This window comes from Nocardia sp. NPDC041819 (genome assembly GCF_055590505.1).
This window is the reverse complement of the sequence record NZ_JBVJAP010000013.1, coordinates 104,757-124,239: the sequence shown is the minus strand read 5'-3', so window position 1 is coordinate 124,239 and position 19,483 is coordinate 104,757. Positions and strand designations below refer to the sequence as shown.

The window sequence follows — 19,483 nt, the reverse complement described above, 5'->3', positions numbered from 1 at the left end:
AACTGAAAAATTGCTGATCTAGCGGAAATCGTCATCGTCAGGGAAGTCGAAGTATTCGCGTGCCGGCGGGTGGGCGCCGCCGGACCTCGCCCCATCGCCCCGGTGCTGTCCCCGACTTCGCGCACCGTGCTGGTGCCGTTGCCGCCCCGGGCCGTCCTGCCACGGCACGCCCTCCCCGCGGTCGACCCGACGGTCCCACTGCCATTCCGCGCCGGGGTCCGGCCGGTCTTCCCACTGCTGCCCCCGCGCCGCCTGCTGATCCATCCACAACTGCTCACGAGCCGCGTCCGAGCGGCCGCGCTGGTAGGCCGCGGCATGTCCGCGAACCGCGGGCATCTCCTCCTCCAGTTCGCTGAGCCAGTTCTCCCAGCGCTGCTGCATCGGGCGGACCATCCCGCCGCCGAGGCCCACCACCAGGATGCCGCCGATGGTGGCGAGCACCGTGATGAGGATCGGCAGCGTGACGGAGGTGGCCACGCCGATCTGGTTCAGCGCCGCGACGATGCCGATACCCCACACGAACACCGCCGCGATCCGGCCGAGCATCGCGCCGTAGGACAGACCGCCGAGCAGGCTGCCGACCATCTCGCGCGTCGCGTGGGCGACCGCGCCCGCGACGACCAGGATGACGATCGCGACGCCCGCCTTGGGCAGCCAGGCGACGATGCCGTTGATCGTGTCGCTCACCGGATTGGACCCGAAGACCCCGAAGCCCAGTTGCAGCGCGAGCAGCAGGATCGCGTAGTACGCCAGTTTCGCCAGCAGATCGCGGGCGTCGTAGCGACTGCGCGACAGCAGCTGCCGGATCCCGCCGCGCTCGGCGAGGCGATCGAAACCGACCCGCTCCAGCACCTTCCCCACGATCGTGGCGACCGCTTTCGCGGCCAGCCAGCCGATGAGCAGGATGAGCAGGAACCCGGCGAGTTGGGGTACGAACCTCGCCACGGAACTCCACGCGTCGGACAAGCCCTGCTGGTAATCGATAGCCGAACTGGAGGTGCGCATTACCTACCCTTCGCTATCCGTCGACAACATGACGTTTGCCACGATGACATATTGCCCGGTTATACCTCTGGACTTCGCTCGGCAACGCGATTTGCGAATAAGTTGCCAAAATCTGATGGACGAGACACGACATCGAAATAGGCCCCTCCGGGCCGAACGGCCGTCCAGCGGGCGATCCGGCGCGGGCTCGGTCCCGTGATGTGATCCGGACGCGGATTACGGTCCGGGAGAACCGAATTGGTCCTGCGCGCGCCGCGAACGGACACTACTGTCGGTGCATGTCGTCGATCCGCGCCGCCGAGGTCCTCGCGGCACTGTCGCTGACCACCGATCTCGCCACCGGGATGCCGTTGGAAAAGGGGCTGGCCACCTGCCTGATGGCCACCCACCTCGCCGAGCGGATCGGGCTGCCGGACGCCGAGCGTCGCGCCGTCTTCCTCGCCGCGCTGCTGGCCGCCCTCGGGTGTACCGGCCGCGCCTCGGAGAACGCGGAGTCGTATGCCGACGACATCGCCTTCCAACGCGCGTGCCATGTGCTCGATCCCGGTGATTCCACCGTCTTCACCGCGCAGCTGCGCCGATTCGGCAACTGGTCGCCCGCCGCCCAATCCGCGCTGCGCAATCGATTCGTCGCGCAGGTGCGGGCCGGAGCCCCGCGGGCCCTGCGCTCGTCGAGCGAGATGGTGCGGGCGCTCGGATCGCGACTGGGCCTGCCGGATGCCGCCGTTCGCGCGCTGACCGAGGTGGAGGAACGCTGGGACGGACTCGGTGCGCCGGACCGGCTGCGCGGGGAGGCCATCTCGCTCGCCGGACGGATCCTGCACGTGGCCGAACAGGCAGTGCTCGCGCTGGAGGGGGTCGGCGAGCAACCCGTGGCCGTCCTGCCGGTGGGGGTCGGCTTCCCGCGCGAAGGAACCGAGCATCGGGCGGACGGGTCCGGGCACGACCCGGCGCGTCCCGCGCTGAGCGGCGTGGCGAGCCGGCAGGGTGTCGTCCTGCGCGAGTTGCGGCGACGGGCCGGTGGCCACCTCGACCCCGACCTGGTCGCCGTCTGTGACGCCGATGCCCTCCGCGCGGTGCTCGACGTCCCAGACCTGCTCGCCGCCGTCCTCGCCGCGGAACCGGGAGCGCAGGCCACGCTTCCGTCCGCCGAACTCGACCGGCCCGGCCTCGCGCTGGCCATGGTCGTCGACCTGAAAGGCCGTTACCTGCTGGGGCATTCGGCGCACGTGGCCGGACTGGCCGATGCCGCGGCCTGCCGGATGGGCGTGCCCGCCGAGGACCGGGCGGCACTGCGCGCCGCCGCCCTGCTGCACGATCTGGGCCGGGCCGCGGTGTCCAGCACGGTATGGGACCGCGGCGGCCCGCTCGGACCGCGGGACTGGAAACGCGTACGGCTGCGCGGTTATTGGACCGAACGCATCCTGCGCCGCTGCCCCGGGCTGGCGGGTCTGGCCGAGCTCGCCGCAGGACACCACGAGCGGCTCGACCCCAGCGGCTATCCCCCGGACGAGCGGGAGGCTTCGCCGGGGGCCGGATTACTCGCGGCCGCGAACATTTTCGCGGCCTGCACCGAAGCGCGACCTTATCGTCCGGCCGCTCGTCCGGAGGAAGCCGCGGCCCACCTCGGCGCCGAAGTCGCCGCGGGCCGCCTCGACGGTGACGCCTGCACCGCCGTGATCGCCGCCGCCGCGGACCGCCCCCGCCCCGGCGGCCACGGCCTCTCCACCACCGAGATCGACGTCCTGCGCCTGTCGGCTCGCGGCCGCTGCGGCCGGGAGATCGCCGCCGAACTGCTCCTCCCCGAACGCACCGTCACCCACCACCTCACCGAATTGCGCGCCAAGACCGGCCACCGCACCCGGGCGGGCGCCGCCGTCTTCGCCATGTCCCACCAACTCTTGCCCGGCTGACCCGGCTCGCCCGCCGAAACACGTTCGCGCACAGGGCTCGCAAGGCGTGGGTGCGCTAGGCCTGCCTCACACGAGTCGCAGGCGGGATGGGTAGAGGATTGTTACCTCTTGTCATTCAGGTGCCATATGGGTGTCACCGTCAGGCCAAGGGGAACGCGGATGATAGTGGGGGACCAGGGCATTGGGGCGATGCCTCCACCGCCACACCATCGGAGGTGCGAAGATGCACACGTTGACGATCGACCCTCACGCACCGTGGTCGGTTCCGAATGCACTGGGAGCCTGCCATGTTCGTGCGTGACCATCTGCCCCGGCGCTCCCACGGCCTCGCGCGCCGGCTACCGGATCAGCGCGAACTGGTGGCCGCCTTCGGCGGTCATCCGAGTGATCCGGCGGACGACCACCCCCTGCTCGGCTGGGCCGCGACGCTCGCCGCGCTGCACCGCAGGCGCCACCGCGATCCGCTGGCCGCGGCCGGAATAGATTGCCGCCGAGCGGAATTGGTCGCCACCATCGACGCGTGGGTGATCGACCAGCTGCCAAGGAAGCGGTCGACCGATCATCTGCGCGCCGAATCCGTCGGCGCCACGGTCGACCGCATGGCCGCCGCGCACGTCCACGCCAGCCACCTGTTGCACACCGCCGAGAAGGTGTCCGACGCGCGCGTGCACGCCGCCTGGTACCGGCTGGCCCTGCTTGCCGACGAATGGACCGACCTGATCACCGGCGGCGTGCGCGAAACGGTGCGCGGCAGGAGACCGGCGTAGGCCGGCAGCCGAAAGGCGCCCTACTCGCCGCACCGCCCCGTGCGGTACGGCGAGTCGGCGCTAGAGCATCGTTGTCCGGATCGGTCGGTGTCCGCTTACTTGCCCAGGGTGCCCGTGCTGAGGAAGCCGAGCAGGTCGTGGCGGGTGATCACGCCGACGGGCTTGCCGTCCTCGACGACCATGAGCGCGTCGGTGTCCGAGAGCGCCTTCGTCGCGGCGGAGATGGGCTCGCCCGAACCGATCAGCGGGAACGAGGGGCTCATGTGCTGGGCCACCGAATCGGTCAGGTGGGCCCGGCCCTCGAAGACCGCCGACAGCAGATCGCGTTCGGACACGCTGCCCGCGACCTCGCCCGCCATGACCGGCGGCTCGGCGCCGACGACGGGCATCTGGGACACGCCGTACTCGCGCAGGATCTCGATCGCATCGCGCAGCGTCTCCGACGGGTGGGTGTGCACCAGGTCCGGCAGCGCGCCGGACTTGCCCCGCAGCACATCACCCACGAGTGGTTCGGCGATGCCGTCCAGCCGCTCGCGAAGGAAGCCGTAGGAGCTCATCCATTCGTCGTTGAAGATCTTCGACAGGTAGCCGCGACCGCCGTCCGGCAGCAGCACCACGACCACCGCGTCCGGATCGCGACGAGCCACCTCGACGGCCGCGACGACCGCCATGCCGCAGGAACCGCCGACCAGCAGGCCCTCCTCGCGGGCCAGCCTGCGGGTCATGTCGAAGGAGTCCGCGTCGGAGACCGCGATGATCTCGTCCGGCACGGCGGGGTCGTAGGCCGACGGCCAGAAGTCCTCGCCGACGCCCTCGACGAGGTAGGGCCGTCCGGTGCCGCCGGAGTACACCGAGCCCTCCGGGTCGGCGCCGATGATCTGGACCTTCCCGCCGGAGACCTCTTTCAGGTATCGGCCGGTGCCGGTGATGGTGCCGCCGGTGCCGACACCCGCGACGAAGTGGGTGACCTTGCCGTCGGTGTCGCGCCAGATCTCCGGGCCGGTGGTCTCGTAATGGCTGGCCGGACCGCCGGGGTTGGAGTACTGGTCGGGCTTCCAGGCGCCGTCGATCTCGCGGACCAGGCGGTCGGAGACGCTGTAGTAGCTGTTCGGGTGGTCCGGCGGCACCGCGGTCGGGCAGACCACGACCTCGGCGCCGTACGCGCGCAGCACGTTGCGCTTGTCCTCGCTCACCTTGTCGGGGCAGACGAACACGCAGTTGTAGCCGCGCTGCTGCGCGACCAGGGCGAGGCCGACGCCGGTGTTGCCGGAGGTGGGCTCGACGATGGTGCCGCCCGGCCGCAGCTTCCCGGACTGCTCGGCGGCGTCGATCATCTTCACCGCGATCCGGTCCTTCGAACTGCCGCCCGGGTTCAGGTATTCGATCTTGGCCGCGACCAGCCCCGCGTTCGGTCCCACGACCGAGTTCAACCGGACCAGCGGCGTGTTGCCGATGAGATCCACGACATGATCCGCGATGCGCATGGCCCCCATAGTTGCAGACGCACTAACTGTGAGTTCGCGCACGCCGCGCGCAGCGGCCTCGGAGTGCGCGCGAACCGGCGCCCGCAGCCTTAGGATCGCTGCCATGAGGCAGCCGAACATCGCCCGCGCCGCAACGCTTCTGGCCGGATCGGCGCTGGCTCTAGTGGTCGGATCCGGCGCGCAGGCGGAGGCCGCGACCGTCGAATTCCCGCAGGTGCCGACGCTCGCGCGCGGCGGTCTGTGCTGGACCAGCATCCGCACCTGGGCCGACACCGGTCCCGAATGGCCGGGGCGCGCCATCCTCAATGTCCGCGCGCTCCCCGTGAACGGTATCGGGCCCGGTATCTACCCGCTGGCGCCGCTGTGCGAGGTCCGCACCACCGTCGCGTGGCGCAATGTGACCACCGGGGCGACGGGCAGCTACGACAACGTCGTGGTCACCGGTATCTACGGCAGCATCCAGTACGCGCTGTTCCAGGACACCGGCCCCGGCCTCGTCGAGGTCACCGTCTCCACCGACGCGGCGAGCATCCCCGCTCGCGGCAGCTTCGTCGTACCGGGCTGACCTCGTTTTCGTAAAATTCCGACGTGAGCGCACCTCAGTTCCGCTGGCGCACCGCGGCGATGACCGGGGCGGCGGCCGTGCTCGCCGGCTCCGGTGCGGGAACGGCGTGGTGGGCGACCTATCGCCTGCTCATGGCGCAGGCGGGCGTCGCGCGCGGCATGATCGGCCGGGACACCTCCAAGCCGCCGGAAGCCGACGGCATCTATACCGCGGGCTGCGCGGAGCCCGAGCCGTGCCGGGCGGGTAAGCCCGCCGACCTGCATCTGATGATCTTCGGCGACTCCACGGCGGCGGGACTCGGCTGCACGGTGGCCGACGCGGTGCCCGGCGTTCGCCTGGCCCGCGGACTCGCCGAGGCCACCGGGCGGCGGATCCGCCTGAGCACCAAAGCGATCTCCGGGGCCACCTCCAAGGGCTTGGCCGGTCAGGTTGACGCGATGTTCGTCGCGGGCCCGCCGCCGGATGCCGCGGTCATCCTCGTCGGCGCCAACGACGTGACCAAGAAGCACTCGATCCGGGCCTCCGCGCGCAGACTCGCCGCGGCGGTCGCCCGGTTGCGCCGCGCCGACGCGGTGGTGGTGGTCGGCACCTGCCCGAACTTGGGCATCGTGACCGCCATCCCGCAGCCGCTGCGCACCGTCGTGCAGAACTGGAGCACGCGGCTGGCCAAGGCGCAGCACGTGGCGACGACGGTGGCGGGCGGGCACCCGGTACGGATGGGCTACCTGCTCGCACCCGAGTTCCGCGCCGCGCCCGAGCTCCTGTTCGCCGCCGACGGATTCCACCCCTCGGCCGCGGGCTACGAACTTGCCGCGGCGAAATTGCTGCCGGTGCTGCTGGACGCACTGGGCGGGACGCACGCTTCCGGTACTCGGCGACGGGACGTAGATTCGGTACGAACCCACGAGTAACAAAAGGGTTCGCCAGAACCGTCCGACCCAAGGAGTCCTCATGCCCGAGGCCGTCATCGTTTCGACCGCACGCTCCCCGATCGGCCGTGCCCGCAAGGGTTCGCTGGTCGACCTGCGGCCCGACGATCTGACCACCCAGATTGTGCGGGCAGCGCTCGACAAGGTGCCTGCCCTGGACCCCGCCCAGATCGACGACCTGATCCTGGGCTGCGGCTCGCCGGGCGGTGAGCAGGGCTTCAACATCGCCCGCGTCGTCGCCGTGCAGCTCGGCTACGACTTCGTGCCCGGCACCACGGTGCACCGCTACTGCGCTTCGTCGCTGCAGTCCACCCGGATGGCGTTCCACGCGATCAAGGCGGGCGAGGGCGACGTGTTCATCTCCGCCGGTGTGGAGACCGTGTCGCGGTATGTGAACGGTTCCTCCGACAGCTGGCCGAACACGCAGAACCCGCTGTTCGCCGAGGCGCAGGCGCGCACCGCGAAGACCGCGGAGGGCGGCGCGGGCATCTGGCACGACCCGCGCGAGGACGGCCTGATCCCCGACGTCTACATCGCGATGGGCCAGACCGCCGAGAACGTGGCGACCTCCACCGGCATCACCCGCGAGGACCAGGACCGCTGGGGCGTGCGCTCGCAGAACCGCGCCGAGGAGGCCATCAAGAACGGCTTCTTCGACCGCGAGATCACCCCGGTGACGCTGCCGGACGGCACCGTGGTCAGCAAGGACGACGGCCCGCGCGCGGGCGTCACCTACGAGGCGGTCTCCGGGCTGAAGCCGGTGTTCCGTCCGGACGGAACCATCACCGCGGGCAACTGCTGCCCGCTCAACGACGGCGCGGCCGCGCTGGTCGTCATGAGCGACACCAAGGCCAGGGAGCTGGGCCTGACGCCGCTGGCGCGGATCGTGTCCACCGGCGTGTCGGGCCTGTCGCCGGAGATCATGGGCCTTGGCCCGATCGAGGCCTGTAAGCGCGCGCTGGCGCTGGCGGGCAAGACCATCGACGACATCGACCTGGTCGAGATCAACGAGGCGTTCGCGGTGCAGGTGCTCGGCTCGGCCCGGGAGCTGAAGATCGACGAGGACAAGCTGAACGTCTCCGGCGGCGCGATCGCGCTGGGCCACCCCTTCGGCATGACCGGCGCCCGGATCACCACCACGCTGATCAACAACCTGCAGACCCACGACAAGCAGTTCGGTCTGGAGACCATGTGCGTCGGCGGCGGTCAGGGCATGGCGATGGTCATCGAGCGCCTGAGCTGACCCGGATACGAGAAGGGCGGTCACCGGAACTCCGGTGACCGCCCTTCTGCTGGATGGCTAGTCGTTCTGGAAGTAGCTCAGCAGTCGCAGGATCTCGACGTACAGCCAGACCAGGGTGACGGTGAGGCCGAGGGCCACGCCCCAGGCCGCCCGCTCCGGCGCCTGCGCGCGGATCAGCTGATCGGCGGCGTCGAAGTCGAGCAGGAAGCTGAACGCGGCGATGGCGATGACCACCAGGCTGAACACGATGGCCAGCGGGCCGCCGTCGCGCAGGCCGAGGCCGCCGTCGATGAAGAAGCTCGCGACCAGGTTGCCCAGCATCAGCACCAGGATGCCGATCATGGCGCCGACGATGATCCTGGTGAAGCGCGGCGTCACCCGGATGGCGCCGGTCTTGTAGACCACCAGCATGCCCGCGAAGACACCGAACGTGCCGAGCACCGCCTGACCGATCAGCGCGCTACCGCCGACCCCGCCGAACTCGACATTGGTGAACATGAACGACAGCGCACCGAGGAACAGGCCCTCGGCGACGGCGTAGGACAACACGAGCACCGGGTTGTCCATCTTGTTCGCGAAAGTCGCCACCAGCACCAGCGCCAGGCCGACCAAGCCGCCGACGATCACGAACAACGGCGCGAGCGAGGTGTTCGCGTTGGTGAGTCCGTACGAGATGATGGCGGACAGGGCCAGCACCGCGAGGGTGATGCCCGTCTTCGTCACCACGTCGTCGATGGTCATCGACCGGGTGGTGGCAGGAGCCTGCTGATAGGGCTGCGGTTGCTCGCCGTACTGCTGCGGATACCGGCCGTACTGGTTGCCGAACTGTCCCGCGGAGGTCACGCCCGAACCGAAGCTGGCGTATCCACCGCCCTCCTGCCTGGGCAGGTTCCTGAAAACCGGATTGCTCGTGGTACGCATGTGAACGGCGTCCCTTTCTGGAGTCGTTGCCGCTGTTCATCGAGTTCTTCACTCGACATCCAACTGCCCTGTCCAACGTTTGTCATCCGTCGCGAGTTCCCGGAGAGTCTCGCCGAGACGGACAATTCGGACTCTACCGCTGTCGTGAGTCGTGCAGGCCACGCACCGAGCGAGTCACGGTGAACTTCCGGTTGCGGCCGACCACTTCGGTCCGGCCCACCATCCGTTCGACCACGGCCCGATAGTTCAGATGCGAGTTGTACACCGTCCACAGCTCCCCGCCCGGGCGCAGCACCCGCCCGGTCTCGGCGAACATCTTGATCGCCGATCCGGTGTGCACGGCCGCGCCGACATGGAACGGCGGATTGCACAGCACGAGGTCGGCGCTGTTGTCCGCGGCGGAGGACATGGCGTCGTCACGCACGGCGCACACTCGGTCGGCGACGCCGTTCGCCTCGGCGGTCGCCCGCGCCGAGGCGACGGCGGCGGCGGATTGATCCGTGGCGGTCACTTTGATGCCCGGCCGCGCCGTGGCCAGCGCGACGGCCAGGATGCCGGTGCCGCAGCCGAGATCGATGGCGTCGCGGGCGTCCGGCTTCATCAGTTTCAGGTGCTCGAGCAGGAATCTGGTGCCGATGTCCAAGCGCGCCCCGGAGAAGGCCGCGCCGTGCGCGACCACATCGAGACCGAGTTCGTCCAGCCGATCGCGCACCGGAAACGGCCTATCCGCCACGGGTTTGGGTCCGGTCACCAGCAGCGTTCGCGACTTCTGCCTGCCACGGCTGGCGCGCACCTCGGAGAACGATTGCGCCAGAACGTCGTTCATCGACTTGGTCAGATACTTGTCCCGCCCGCCCGCGAACACCTCGACCGCCGGATCCGCGTAACGCGCGATGGCATCGGCGACCTCGGCCAGCCCGGCCAGCACCCGGGGCAGGCGAAGCAGCACCACCCGGGCATCACGCAGCAATCCGGGGCCGAGCGGGTGCGCCGTGTAGCGATCCGACAGACCCGCCGCACGGGCGTTGTTGGCAAGGGCGAGTTCACCGGTGAGCAGATCCTGATGCACCCGGACGTCGCGCAGATCGTGCCCCGCGATGGCGCCGAGAGTCAGAGCGCCGTAGGCGTCACCGATAACGGCTACCTTCCCGCTATCCACAGTCGCCAGGGCGTCGGCCGCGACGTCGAGGATCAGCCGATCGGCGGCGTCCACGGCGTAGAGATTCAGTGCCTCCACGTCCGGATACCGCCGCAGCCGGCTCAGTACGTCCTCGACATCTCCCACACCTCAAGTGTGCTAGATCGTTGCCGAACAGTCGCGCGCACCCCGCCCAATCGTTCTCGCCGCCTTCTCCGCAGCGCGGTTCGCGCACTGAACCGCTGCGGGACAAGCGGTTCGGCGGACACCGTGCTCCCGATCGCCGCCACGCCGCGCCCGACCACAGGCGAATCAGCCGCAACGCCCTCCGGTTACGCCATCCGGCGCGTTTCGCTGAGTAGCATCGGGCCATGCGCAACAGGATGGTGCTCATGGTCGCGGTCGCGACGGCACTGCTCGCGGGCTGCGGTGACGGCGACTCGCAACCGGGCCTCCCGGTCGCCTCCAGCACCGCGACGCCTGCCGCGGTCGCGCAGGCTCCTGTGCCGGGGGACACCGCACCGAAGCAGGGCAAGCCGTCCGGCGACGCCGCGCTCACGGTGACCGACGTTCGCCTGGGGCGTCAGCCCGGCTTCGATCGTGTGGTCTACGACCTCGGCGGGGTCGGTACGCCCGGCTGGCTCGTCCGGTACACCGACCGTGCCGTGCAGGACGGCAGCGGCAATCCGGTGGACGTGGCGGGCCGCTCGATCCTTGAAGTGCGCATTCTCGGGTCGGCCTACCCGTTCGACAGCGGCGTGACGCCGTACGAGGGCCCCGACCCCGCCGTGAACCCGGAGGTCCCCGGCATCGCGGGCGTTTACCGGACGACGGTGTTCGAGGGCGTGACCCAGTCGTTCATCGGCATACAGGCCGACCGGCCCCCGTTCACCGTCACCGCGCTCTCCAACCCGACCCGGCTCGTCGTGGACATCGCACACCCCTAGATACGGGTACCACCAACGGGTATCCGAGCAGGGGTAGACTGGGCGCTCGTGGTCGAACGCCGCATACTCGACGCCACCGGGCCTGCCCGGCTGCTGGGGATGCTCGCGCTGCTCGCCGGGGTGGTCGTTATGCATTCGGCGGTCTTCGGGTCCTCTGGCCACGTCCACGCCGGTGCGCACGCCGCGCCAGCGCTCGCTTCCGGAGCATCGGCCGATGGCCGCGGGCGGGAGGCCGCGATCCGTGATATCTCCGGTCACGATGTCGCCCGGTCGAGCCACGCGACAATTGACAGCCGCGAACCGGCAACCACTCCTCCACGCACCTCCCGTCACGACGCGACCCGCCCGCACCACACGACACCCGACAGTCGCGAACAGGCCACCACAGGCGCTCCGGCATGGGCTGGAAACGCGCGAGGCGTCGCGGCCAGCACAGACACCGCACCAGGGATCGTGACCACGCGAGCCATCGGCGCGGCGACGCTCCCGCACTGCGCGGGCGGCGGGTGCGACGGCACGCACAGCGCGCTGCACAGCTGTGTGTTCATCTTGACCGGCCTGAGCGCGCTGGCCGCGTTGGTGCTGCTCTACCGGATGGCTGTCGATCGGCCCGGCGGCGGCGCGGCGCGGCCACGGCACTGGCGGGCGCGGCGGGAACGACCGCCGCCATGGACCGTGCTCACCTTGGCCGAACTGGCGATTCTGCGGATCTGAAAGGTCCGCCGCGGCCGTGTGTCCGAACCACGGTCGCGGCGTTGTCCACTCCGTCCCTCAGACTTCGCACCTCGCAAGGAGCAATCCATGTTCATCACTCGCACCCGCTCGATCCTCGCCCTCGCCGCGATCGCAGCGATGAGCCTCGCCGGATGCGGCGACGCCGACACCGGGCACACCACCGAGCACGGCACCTCGGCAACCGCCTCGGCCGTCACGAGCGCACCCGCACGCGCGGAGTACGACGACGCCGACGTGATGTTTTTGCAGATGATGTATCCGCATCACGCCCAAGCCGTGGAGATGGCGCGGCTGGTGCCGAGCCACACCGACAACCCGCAGTTGCGGACGCTCGCCACGCAGGTCGAGCAAGCTCAAGCGCCGGAGATGCAGCAGATCACCGCCCTCCTGCAAAGCTTCGGCAAGCCGGCTCCCACCGCGAACGAAGGGCACGGCGGCCACGGGATGCCCGGCATGATGTCCGCCGAGCAGATGACCGCGCTGCAGGCGGCCTCCGGTCCGGACTTCGACCGTCAGTGGCTGACCATGATGATCGAGCACCACGCGGGCGCGATCACCATGTCCGAAACGGAATCGGCCGAAGGCCGCAATGCCGACGCGAAGGCGCTCGCCGAGGCGATCATCGCCGCTCAGCGGACCGAGATCGAGCAGATGCGCACCATGCTCGGCCAGCGCTGAACCCCACTCCGCGCCGATATCGGTTGGCCATCGATATCGGCGCGGGCGGGCGTGTCCCGCCTACGCGACGTACGGTCGGAATGTCCGGCGCTCCTGCTGTCCCGGCCGGACTTTCGAGGGGAGTGAGGGGACCGACCATGCGACGACTCGAACGCGCGGGCCTGCTGGCCGCCGCCGTGGCCACCACGGCCGGCGTGCTGCTCATCGGCGCCTGCGCACAGCAAGTTTCCGGCACGGCGGAGGTCAACCGGACCGACCTGGCCGCGTATGCCTCGGAGGTCACTTCCTCCTCGGCCGCCGCATCCTCGTCCAAAGCCGCGGCCGTCGAACGCGCGACCGGATCGGCGTGCGGCGCCTTCCTGGCCGCGAACGGCAGCTCGGTACGGGCATTCAACGATTACATCGATGCCAGCAACGCCAAAGGCCGCGGCGATCCCGATACGAACAGCAAAGCCGACACCGCGGTGTCGACGCTGCGCAACAACGCGCGCTCGGTCGACCAGAACGTGACCAGAGAGGTGCCGTCCGGGGTCGCCGACCCGCTGCGCGCCTACCGCGACGACACGAACGCCCTGGCCGACACGTTGGCCCGTCGCGCCGACACCGACACTCTGAACGCGGTGATCGACCGGTTCAACGCCACCAAGAACACCGCGCTGACCGCCTGTCAGGGGCACGGCACCCGCTGACGGGCAACGCTTCCGGGCGACACCGGACGCAGCGCGCCGACCGGAGCCCGGTCCGCGCGCGGGCCACCATGCGAACGACCTGGTCCGGACGCCGAGGTCGTAGCGAGCGGCGCGTATCCGGAGTTCGCCCGGCGGGTGGTGACGCGGAGGTCTTGCGTGCTGGACGAGGTTGCGGCACACGCCGCCGGATGGCCCGAGCGGCGCGTGAAGCCGGTGCGGACGCCTTCTCATCGGTGAAGAATCCCGCCGCACGGCTATAGCATCTGGCGCGTTACTGCCACGCGGAACGGGACGAAGATATGACCAGCGGTATCCGGAATCCTCGTCCACCCGCTCGGAACAGCCGTCGCCGCAGATCAGCCGACTCCGCCACACCGACGTTCGCCGCCCTGCTGGCCGCCGCGGCGGAGCACAATCCCGACGGCGTCGCGGTTCTGGACGGCGACACCACGATCACCTACCGCGACCTCGACGCCCGCTCGTCCCAGCTGGCCCGCACGTTGATCGGCGCCGGCGCGGGGCCCGAAACAGCAGTGGCGGTGGCGCTTCCGCGATCCCTCGAATCGGTGCTCGCGGTGTGGGCGATAGCCAAGACCGGCGCCACCTTCGTCCCGATCGATCCTGCGCTTCCGTTGTCGCGCATCACGTTCCAAGTGATCGACAGCGGCGCTGCGCTGGGGCTGACCCGAACCGGGCTCGCGACGACACTGCCCACCGAGGTGCACTGGCTCGCGCTGGACGACGCGGAAGTGATCGCGCGGGTAGCGGCGAACCCCGCGAACCCGATCGCGTACTTCGAACGAACGGCGCGAGTTCGAGCCACCCACGCGGCCTACCTGATCTACACCTCGGGATCTACCGGACGCCCGAAAGGCGTCGCCGTCACCCATGCCGGGCTCGCCCCGCTGTGCACCGAATTGGCCGCGCGGCACGGGCTGGACAAAGACTCGCGGGTGCTGCACTTCGCGTCACCGAGCTTCGACGCCTCGATTCTGGAGTTGCTGCTCGCGATCTGCTCCGCGGCGACTCTCGTGATCGCCCCGCCCGGCCTCTACGGCGGCACCGCCTTGGTGGAACTGCTCGCGCGGCACGCGATCACCCATGCCTTCCTCACCCCCTCCGCGCTGGCCACGATCGAGCCGGCCGGACTGCCGGCCCTGCGGTCGGTCCTGGTCGGCGGTGAGCCCTGTCCCCCGATGTTGCCGCAGCACTGGGCCGCCGACGGCCGCCTGTTCCACAATGCTTACGGCCCTACCGAATCCACCATCGTGGCGACAATCAGCCCGGCGCTGTCGCCGGACACACCGGTCACCATCGGATCTGCCGTGCCGGGCACGCGCTGCCAGGTGCTCGATCACCGGCTGCGGCCGGTCGGCATCGGCGTCGTCGGCGAGCTGTACGTGGCCGGACCCGGCGTGGCGCGGGGATATCACGGACGCCCCGATCTGACCGCGCAACGGTTCCTCGCCGATCCGTTCGGACCGCCCGGTTCCCGGATGTACCGCACCGGCGATCTCGTCCGGCGCACCACCACCGGTGATCTGGACTATTTCGGCAGGGCCGACGACCAGGTCAAAGTCCGCGGCTTCCGCATCGAGCTCGGCGAGATCGACGCGATCCTTTCGACGCAGCCCGGCGTCCGGCTGGCGGTGACCGTCGACCGCAAGACCGCCGTGGGCGAGACCACGCTCGCCGCGTTCGTCCAGCCCGAACCGGGACACGCCCCGGATCCCACCGCTCTGGCCGACGCGCTCGCCGCGCTGCTGCCGAAGTACATGGTGCCCAACACGATCACCGTCGTCGAACGGATCCCGCGCACTCCCACGGGCAAGGCCGATCGGCCCGCACTACGCCTGCGCGCCCTCGACGAGCCGGACTATCGGCCCGCCGCGGACCTCGGCGAGGAAACGGTCGCCGAGGTCCTCGCCCGCGTGCTGGGCCGGGAGCGGTTCGGCGCCGACGCCGATTTCTTCGCCGCGGGCGGAAATTCGCTGCTGGCGACGCAGGTCGCCGCGCGATTGAGCGAAATCTGGCGGCTGCGCATTCCGCCGCGGCTGGTGTTCGACCATCCCACCGTCGCGGGCTTGTCGAAGGCGATCCGCTCGCAGCAATTCGATACCGCGCGCCCGGTTCTGCGTGCGCGAACCAGGCCGGAACGCATCCCCCTGTCCCCCGCCCAGCTGCGGTTCTGGCTGCGCAACCAGTTCGACACGACGTCCTCGGTGGACAACATCGGCTTCGCGCTGCGGCTGTCGGAGCTGGACGTGCCCGCCTTGCGCGCGGCGTTCGCCGATACCGTCGAACGGCACGAGTCGTTGCGCACCAGATACCCCGCCGACGAAGCCGGACCACGGCAGTTGATCCTCGACACCGAACGGGTGGTCGAGGATTTCGCGGTCGAGGAACTGTCCGACAACGCGGTGCCCGGCCGGGTACGCGCGATCCTGCGGCACGGGTTCGACGTAGCGGCCGAGGTGCCGCTGCGTGTCCGGCTGCTGCGCACCCCCACCGAGTACGTGCTGGTCTGCGCCTTGCACCACATTTGCGCCGACGGGTCCTCGCTGGCGCCGCTGGCCCGCGACGTGGCCCTGGCCTACGCCGCACGGAGCGCGGGCGCCGCTCCGGCCTGGCAGCCGCCGGACGTCCAGTACGCCGACTACGCCCTGTGGCAGCGGGATCTGCTCGGCTCCCGTGACGACCCGGATTCGCCGCTGTCGCGGCAACTGGCGTACTGGACCGGCGAGCTGGCAGGCCTGCCCGACGAACTCGACCTGCCCGCCGACCGGCCACGCCCGCCGGTGGCCACGCTGCGCGGCTCGGCCACCCAGCGGACGGTGCCCGCGACCCTGCACCGCGACCTGCTCACCGTCGCCCGCGCACACCGGGCGACGCTGTTCATGGTGATGCGCTCGGCGCTCGCCGTGCTGCTGTCCCGCCTGTCCGGCAGCACCGACATCGCGATCGGCGTGCCGATGACGAACCGGGCCGAGCCCGCGCTCGCCGACGTCGTCGGCATGTTCGTCAACACGACCGTCTCCCGGACCGGGATCGAGCCCGCGGAGAGTTTCACCGCCCTGCTGCGGCGCACCAGGGAGCGCGATCTGGTCAACTTCGCGCACTCCGAGGTGCCCTTCGAGCACGTGGTCGACGCGGTCGATCCGACCCGATCGCCCGGGCGTCACCCGCTCTACCAGGTCGGCTTCGCGTTCCAGAATTTCACGCAGGCCACCCTCGAGCTGTCGGGGCCCAGCGTGTCGTTCCTCGATGTGGACGCCGACACGGCGAAGACCGACCTGCACATCGGTGTGGTCGACACCCGCGACGACGACGGCGAGCCGGGCGAGATCATCATCCGATTCGGTTACAGCACCGACCTGTTCGACGAACACACCGTGCAACGTTTCCTCGACGGTTACATCCGCATCCTGCTCCAGGTCGCGGCCGACCCCGGTGCCGTCGTCGGTGACATCGACATCATGGACCCGGTCGAGCACAAGCGCATCCGTTCCTGGGGCGCCGGAGCCGAGCACGAGGTCCCGGTCGAGCCGCTCACCGCCGCGACGGCGCGGCAGGCCGCGGCGACCCCGGACGCGATCGCCGTGGTCTGCGGAACCGAGACCCTCACCTACGCGCGGCTGCGCGAGCGGACCGCCCGCCTGGCGCGCTGGCTGATCGAACGGGGCGTGGGTCCGGAGACCGTCGTGGCGGTGGCGATGCGGCGGTCGATCCAGCAGGTGGTCGCGCTGAACGCGATCGTGGAGGCGGGCGCGGCCTGGGTGCCGATCGATCCGGGCCATCCCGCCGAACGCATCCGCTACGTGCTCGAATCGGCGGCGCCGCGATGCGTGCTCACCACCGCCGCCGACGGCTTCACGGCCGCCGAGGCCTACGACGTCGACACCTTGGACCTCGACCGCTTCGGTCCGGAGCCCGTGGCCGACGCCGAGCGCCGAGCGCCATGGCGCGCCGATCAGCCCGCCTACCTCATCTACACCTCCGGCTCGACCGGCCGCCCCAAGGGCGTCGTGGTCGGCCATCGGGCGATCGTGCACCAACTCGCCTGGATGCAGGCCGAATACGACGTCGACGCCACCGACGTCTATCTGCACAAGACCCCCGCGACCTTCGACGTGTCCCTGTGGGGCTACTTCCTGCCGCTGCGCGCGGGCGCGCGGCTGGTCCTGGCCGGGCCGGACGAGCATCGCGATCCGGCGGCGCTGGTCCGGCTGATCGCCGAGCACCGGGTGACGCTCACCGATTTCGTTCCCGCGATGCTCACCGTTTTCGCCCAGCACGCGACCGAGGACGAACTGTCCTCGCTGCGCGCGGTCTTCGTCATCGGTGAAGCGCTGCCTCCGGAGACCGCACGGGCTTTCGCGAGCGTGGCCCCGGCCGACTTGCACAACCTGTACGGACCGACCGAGGCCGCGGTGAGCATCACCCGGCACGCCGTCTCGGCTGCCGACCGCACCGCTCCCGCCGTCTCCATCGGTGTGCCGGAATGGAATTCGCGCTGCCACGTACTGGACGACCGTCTGCGGCCGGTTCCGGTGGGCGTGGCGGGCGAACTCTACCTGGGTGGAGTTCAGCTCGCACGCGGCTATCACGGCGCGCCCGGCCTGAGCGCGGCCCGGTTCGTCGCCGATCCCCTGCATCCCGGCGAGCGGATGTACCGGACCGGCGACCTGGTGCGGTGGAACCGCGGCGGCACCCTGGACTATCTAGGCCGCACCGACTTCCAGGTCAAGGTCCGCGGCCATCGCATCGAACTCGGCGAGATCGAAGCGGCCTTGCTGGCCGATCCGGCGGTCGGCAGGGCCGCGGTGGCGGTCAAAGGCTCCGATGCGGGAGACCGGCTGGTCGGCTACGTGGTGGCCGCGCCGGGGGCCACGGTCGATCCGGATGCGGTGCGTCACTCGGTGGCCCGGGTGCTGCCCGGTTACATGGTGCCGTCGGCGGTGCTGGCGCTGGACACGTTCCCGGTGAACACCAGCGGGAAACTCGACCGCGCCGCGCTGCCTCAGCCGGTGTTCACCGCACGCGCCGGCGCGCGCCCCGGCACCCCGCTGGAGCGCACGATCGCGGAGGTCTTCGCCGATGTGCTCGCCGTGTCCCCGATCGGGGTGGGCGACGACTTCTTCGAACTCGGCGGGTCGTCACTGCTCGCGTTCACCTTGCACCAGCGGCTGTCGGACCGGCTGCGGCGCGACGTGCCCATGTCGGCGATTCTCGCGGCCCCGACCGTCGGCGGCCTCGCGGCGCGGCTGACCGGCGAGTGCGCGCCCGCCGCGCCGACGCCGGAACGCGACGCCGTCCTCGAGCCGGAAATCGGCATCGGGGGCTGCGCACCCGCGCACAGCGGGCCGCCGCAGGAGGTCCTGCTCACCGGCGCGACCGGCTTTCTCGGCGCGCACCTGCTGCAAGAACTGCTGGATCGCACCGAGGCGCGCGTATGGTGCGTGGTGCGCGCCGACGACGCCGAAGAGGGCATCGACCGGATCCTGAGTGCGCTGAACCACTACCGGCTCTCCGGGACGACCGCGGCGGAGCGGATCGTCGTGGTCGCGGGCGATCTCACCGCACCGCGCCTCGGCCTGGACCCCGCCGACTACGACTGCCTGGCCGACAGTATCGACGCGATCTACCACAACGGCGCGCGCGTCAATCACGTCGATCCCTACGCCCGGCTACGGCAGGCCAACGTAGAGGGCACCCGGGAGTTGTTGCGGCTGGCGACCACTCGCCGGGTGAAGCCGTTCCATCTGATCTCCACGATGGGCGCGGCCGTCGGCGCCGCACCGGAATCCCCGGTGGTCGCCGAGGGCGTCCGCTTGCGTGCCGACCAGGTGCCCGGGAACGGCTATCTGGCGTCCAAATGGGTTGCCGAGGAACTGGTCCGCCAAGCAGGTGAGCGCGGGCTGCCGATCGCCATCTACCGGCCGGGCACCATCTGCGGTTGCCCGGAGGTCGGGGTGAACAGCCCGGACGATTCGCTGTGGAACATGGTCCGCGCCGCCGTGATGCTCGGTATGGCGCCCGATGTGGGCGACGCCACCGTCTCACTGGTTCCGGTGAGCTATGTGGCGGGCGCGGTGGTAGAGATTTCGGCCCGCCCGCGCCCGGAAACCGTATTTCACCTGGTCAATCGGGCCCCCGTCGCGGTCGGCGACATTCTCGCCAGTCTGCGCGCCCACGGGCTGCCGGTGGCGACGATGCCGGAGGACGCCGTGCGCGCCGGTCTGGTCAGGGAAGCGCGCCGCCGGGACGCGCTCGGCGACGATTCGCTGGTGCGCGCGGCGCTGCTGAGTCACGGTTTCGCCGAACTCGCCGGTCACCTCGACTGGGCCGACGAGCACACCCGCGCGGCACTGGCGGGCACCGGCGTGGACTGCCCGAAGGTGGACCGCACGGTGGTGGACACCTTCGTCCGCGAGTTCATCGCGTCCGGTTTCCTGCCCCGGGATTGAGG

General features: G+C 70.3%; 14 protein-coding genes. 10 read left to right on the top strand and 4 right to left on the bottom strand.

Annotation, left to right across the window (positions count from 1 at the left end; all coding sequences use genetic code 11):
* Positions 1–18: 18 nt before the first annotated feature.
* On the bottom strand, positions 19–1,005 hold the full coding sequence (locus tag ACZ6DL_RS29480; protein WP_466055963.1) for a membrane protein: 987 nt from the start codon (positions 1,003–1,005) through the stop codon (positions 19–21).
* Between the two features lie 278 nt (positions 1,006–1,283).
* Between ACZ6DL_RS29480 and ACZ6DL_RS29475 the strand changes: the two genes are divergently transcribed.
* On the top strand, positions 1,284–2,918 hold the full coding sequence (locus ACZ6DL_RS29475) for an HD domain-containing phosphohydrolase (RefSeq protein WP_466055961.1): 1,635 nt from the start codon (positions 1,284–1,286) through the stop codon (positions 2,916–2,918).
* A 287-nt stretch (positions 2,919–3,205) separates the two neighbouring features.
* Entirely contained in the window at positions 3,206–3,685 is a 480-nt protein-coding gene (locus ACZ6DL_RS29470; protein ID WP_466055959.1) for a DUF4254 domain-containing protein, read from the top strand.
* A 95-nt stretch (positions 3,686–3,780) separates the two neighbouring features.
* On the opposite strand, the gene ACZ6DL_RS29465 is transcribed toward ACZ6DL_RS29470, so the two are convergent.
* On the bottom strand, positions 3,781–5,169 hold the full coding sequence (locus ACZ6DL_RS29465; RefSeq protein WP_466055957.1) for a cystathionine beta-synthase: 1,389 nt from the start codon (positions 5,167–5,169) through the stop codon (positions 3,781–3,783).
* 103 nt (positions 5,170–5,272) lie between these two features.
* Between ACZ6DL_RS29465 and ACZ6DL_RS29460 the strand changes: the two genes are divergently transcribed.
* The 3 genes from ACZ6DL_RS29460 to ACZ6DL_RS29450 are packed head-to-tail and all read left to right on the top strand — an operon-like array spanning position 5,273 to position 7,906.
* On the top strand, positions 5,273–5,734 hold the full coding sequence (locus ACZ6DL_RS29460; RefSeq protein ID WP_040869630.1) for a hypothetical protein: 462 nt from the start codon (positions 5,273–5,275) through the stop codon (positions 5,732–5,734).
* A gap of 59 nt (positions 5,735–5,793) precedes the next feature.
* Positions 5,794–6,645, top strand: coding sequence for an SGNH/GDSL hydrolase family protein (locus ACZ6DL_RS29455; RefSeq protein WP_466056087.1), 852 nt, complete (start codon positions 5,794–5,796; stop codon positions 6,643–6,645).
* Positions 6,646–6,685: 40 nt separating this feature from the next.
* Complete coding sequence (locus ACZ6DL_RS29450; RefSeq protein WP_466055955.1) at positions 6,686–7,906, top strand: acetyl-CoA C-acetyltransferase; 1,221 nt, start codon at positions 6,686–6,688, stop codon at positions 7,904–7,906.
* A 57-nt stretch (positions 7,907–7,963) separates the two neighbouring features.
* On the opposite strand, the gene ACZ6DL_RS29445 is transcribed toward ACZ6DL_RS29450, so the two are convergent.
* Positions 7,964–8,827, bottom strand: a complete 864-nt coding sequence (locus tag ACZ6DL_RS29445; protein ID WP_466055953.1) for a Bax inhibitor-1/YccA family protein — start codon at positions 8,825–8,827, stop codon at positions 7,964–7,966.
* Between the two features lie 133 nt (positions 8,828–8,960).
* On the bottom strand, positions 8,961–10,112 hold the full coding sequence (locus ACZ6DL_RS29440) for a class I SAM-dependent methyltransferase (RefSeq protein ID WP_396981388.1): 1,152 nt from the start codon (positions 10,110–10,112) through the stop codon (positions 8,961–8,963).
* Between the two features lie 224 nt (positions 10,113–10,336).
* Here ACZ6DL_RS29440 and ACZ6DL_RS29435 point away from each other — a divergent pair, with 224 nt between their 5' ends.
* The 5 genes from ACZ6DL_RS29435 to ACZ6DL_RS29415 all read left to right on the top strand — a co-directional run bounded on the left by ACZ6DL_RS29435 (position 10,337) and on the right by ACZ6DL_RS29415 (position 19,481).
* Positions 10,337–10,912, top strand: a complete 576-nt coding sequence (locus ACZ6DL_RS29435; RefSeq protein WP_040869644.1) for an AMIN-like domain-containing (lipo)protein — start codon at positions 10,337–10,339, stop codon at positions 10,910–10,912.
* Between the two features lie 48 nt (positions 10,913–10,960).
* Positions 10,961–11,626, top strand: a complete 666-nt coding sequence (locus ACZ6DL_RS29430; protein ID WP_466055951.1) for a hypothetical protein — start codon at positions 10,961–10,963, stop codon at positions 11,624–11,626.
* Positions 11,627–11,713: 87 nt separating this feature from the next.
* Positions 11,714–12,325, top strand: a complete 612-nt coding sequence (locus ACZ6DL_RS29425) for a DUF305 domain-containing protein (RefSeq protein WP_466055949.1) — start codon at positions 11,714–11,716, stop codon at positions 12,323–12,325.
* Between the two features lie 137 nt (positions 12,326–12,462).
* Positions 12,463–13,014 (top strand): hypothetical protein, encoded by a 552-nt coding sequence (locus tag ACZ6DL_RS29420; RefSeq protein WP_466055947.1) that lies wholly within the window; start codon positions 12,463–12,465, stop codon positions 13,012–13,014.
* A 299-nt stretch (positions 13,015–13,313) separates the two neighbouring features.
* The gene (locus ACZ6DL_RS29415) at positions 13,314–19,481 is read left to right on the top strand and encodes a non-ribosomal peptide synthetase (RefSeq protein WP_466055945.1); all 6,168 of its coding nucleotides are present in this window, start codon (positions 13,314–13,316) and stop codon (positions 19,479–19,481) included.
* The last annotated feature ends 2 nt before the right edge of the window (positions 19,482–19,483 follow it).

Bases quoted from the DNA above. Each gene is read 5' to 3' on its own strand.
- ACZ6DL_RS29480 (WP_466055963.1), bottom strand. From the start codon at position 1,005: ATGCGCACCTCCAGTTCGGCTATCGATTACCAGCAGGGCTTGTCCGAC.
- ACZ6DL_RS29475 (WP_466055961.1), top strand. From the start codon at position 1,284: ATGTCGTCGATCCGCGCCGCCGAGGTCCTCGCGGCACTGTCGCTGACC.
- ACZ6DL_RS29470 (WP_466055959.1), top strand. From the start codon at position 3,206: ATGTTCGTGCGTGACCATCTGCCCCGGCGCTCCCACGGCCTCGCGCGC.
- ACZ6DL_RS29465 (WP_466055957.1), bottom strand. From the start codon at position 5,169: ATGCGCATCGCGGATCATGTCGTGGATCTCATCGGCAACACGCCGCTG.
- ACZ6DL_RS29460 (WP_040869630.1), top strand. From the start codon at position 5,273: ATGAGGCAGCCGAACATCGCCCGCGCCGCAACGCTTCTGGCCGGATCG.
- ACZ6DL_RS29455 (WP_466056087.1), top strand. From the start codon at position 5,794: ATGACCGGGGCGGCGGCCGTGCTCGCCGGCTCCGGTGCGGGAACGGCG.
- ACZ6DL_RS29450 (WP_466055955.1), top strand. From the start codon at position 6,686: ATGCCCGAGGCCGTCATCGTTTCGACCGCACGCTCCCCGATCGGCCGT.
- ACZ6DL_RS29445 (WP_466055953.1), bottom strand. From the start codon at position 8,827: ATGCGTACCACGAGCAATCCGGTTTTCAGGAACCTGCCCAGGCAGGAG.
- ACZ6DL_RS29435 (WP_040869644.1), top strand. From the start codon at position 10,337: ATGCGCAACAGGATGGTGCTCATGGTCGCGGTCGCGACGGCACTGCTC.
- ACZ6DL_RS29425 (WP_466055949.1), top strand. From the start codon at position 11,714: ATGTTCATCACTCGCACCCGCTCGATCCTCGCCCTCGCCGCGATCGCA.
- ACZ6DL_RS29420 (WP_466055947.1), top strand. From the start codon at position 12,463: ATGCGACGACTCGAACGCGCGGGCCTGCTGGCCGCCGCCGTGGCCACC.
- ACZ6DL_RS29415 (WP_466055945.1), top strand. From the start codon at position 13,314: ATGACCAGCGGTATCCGGAATCCTCGTCCACCCGCTCGGAACAGCCGT.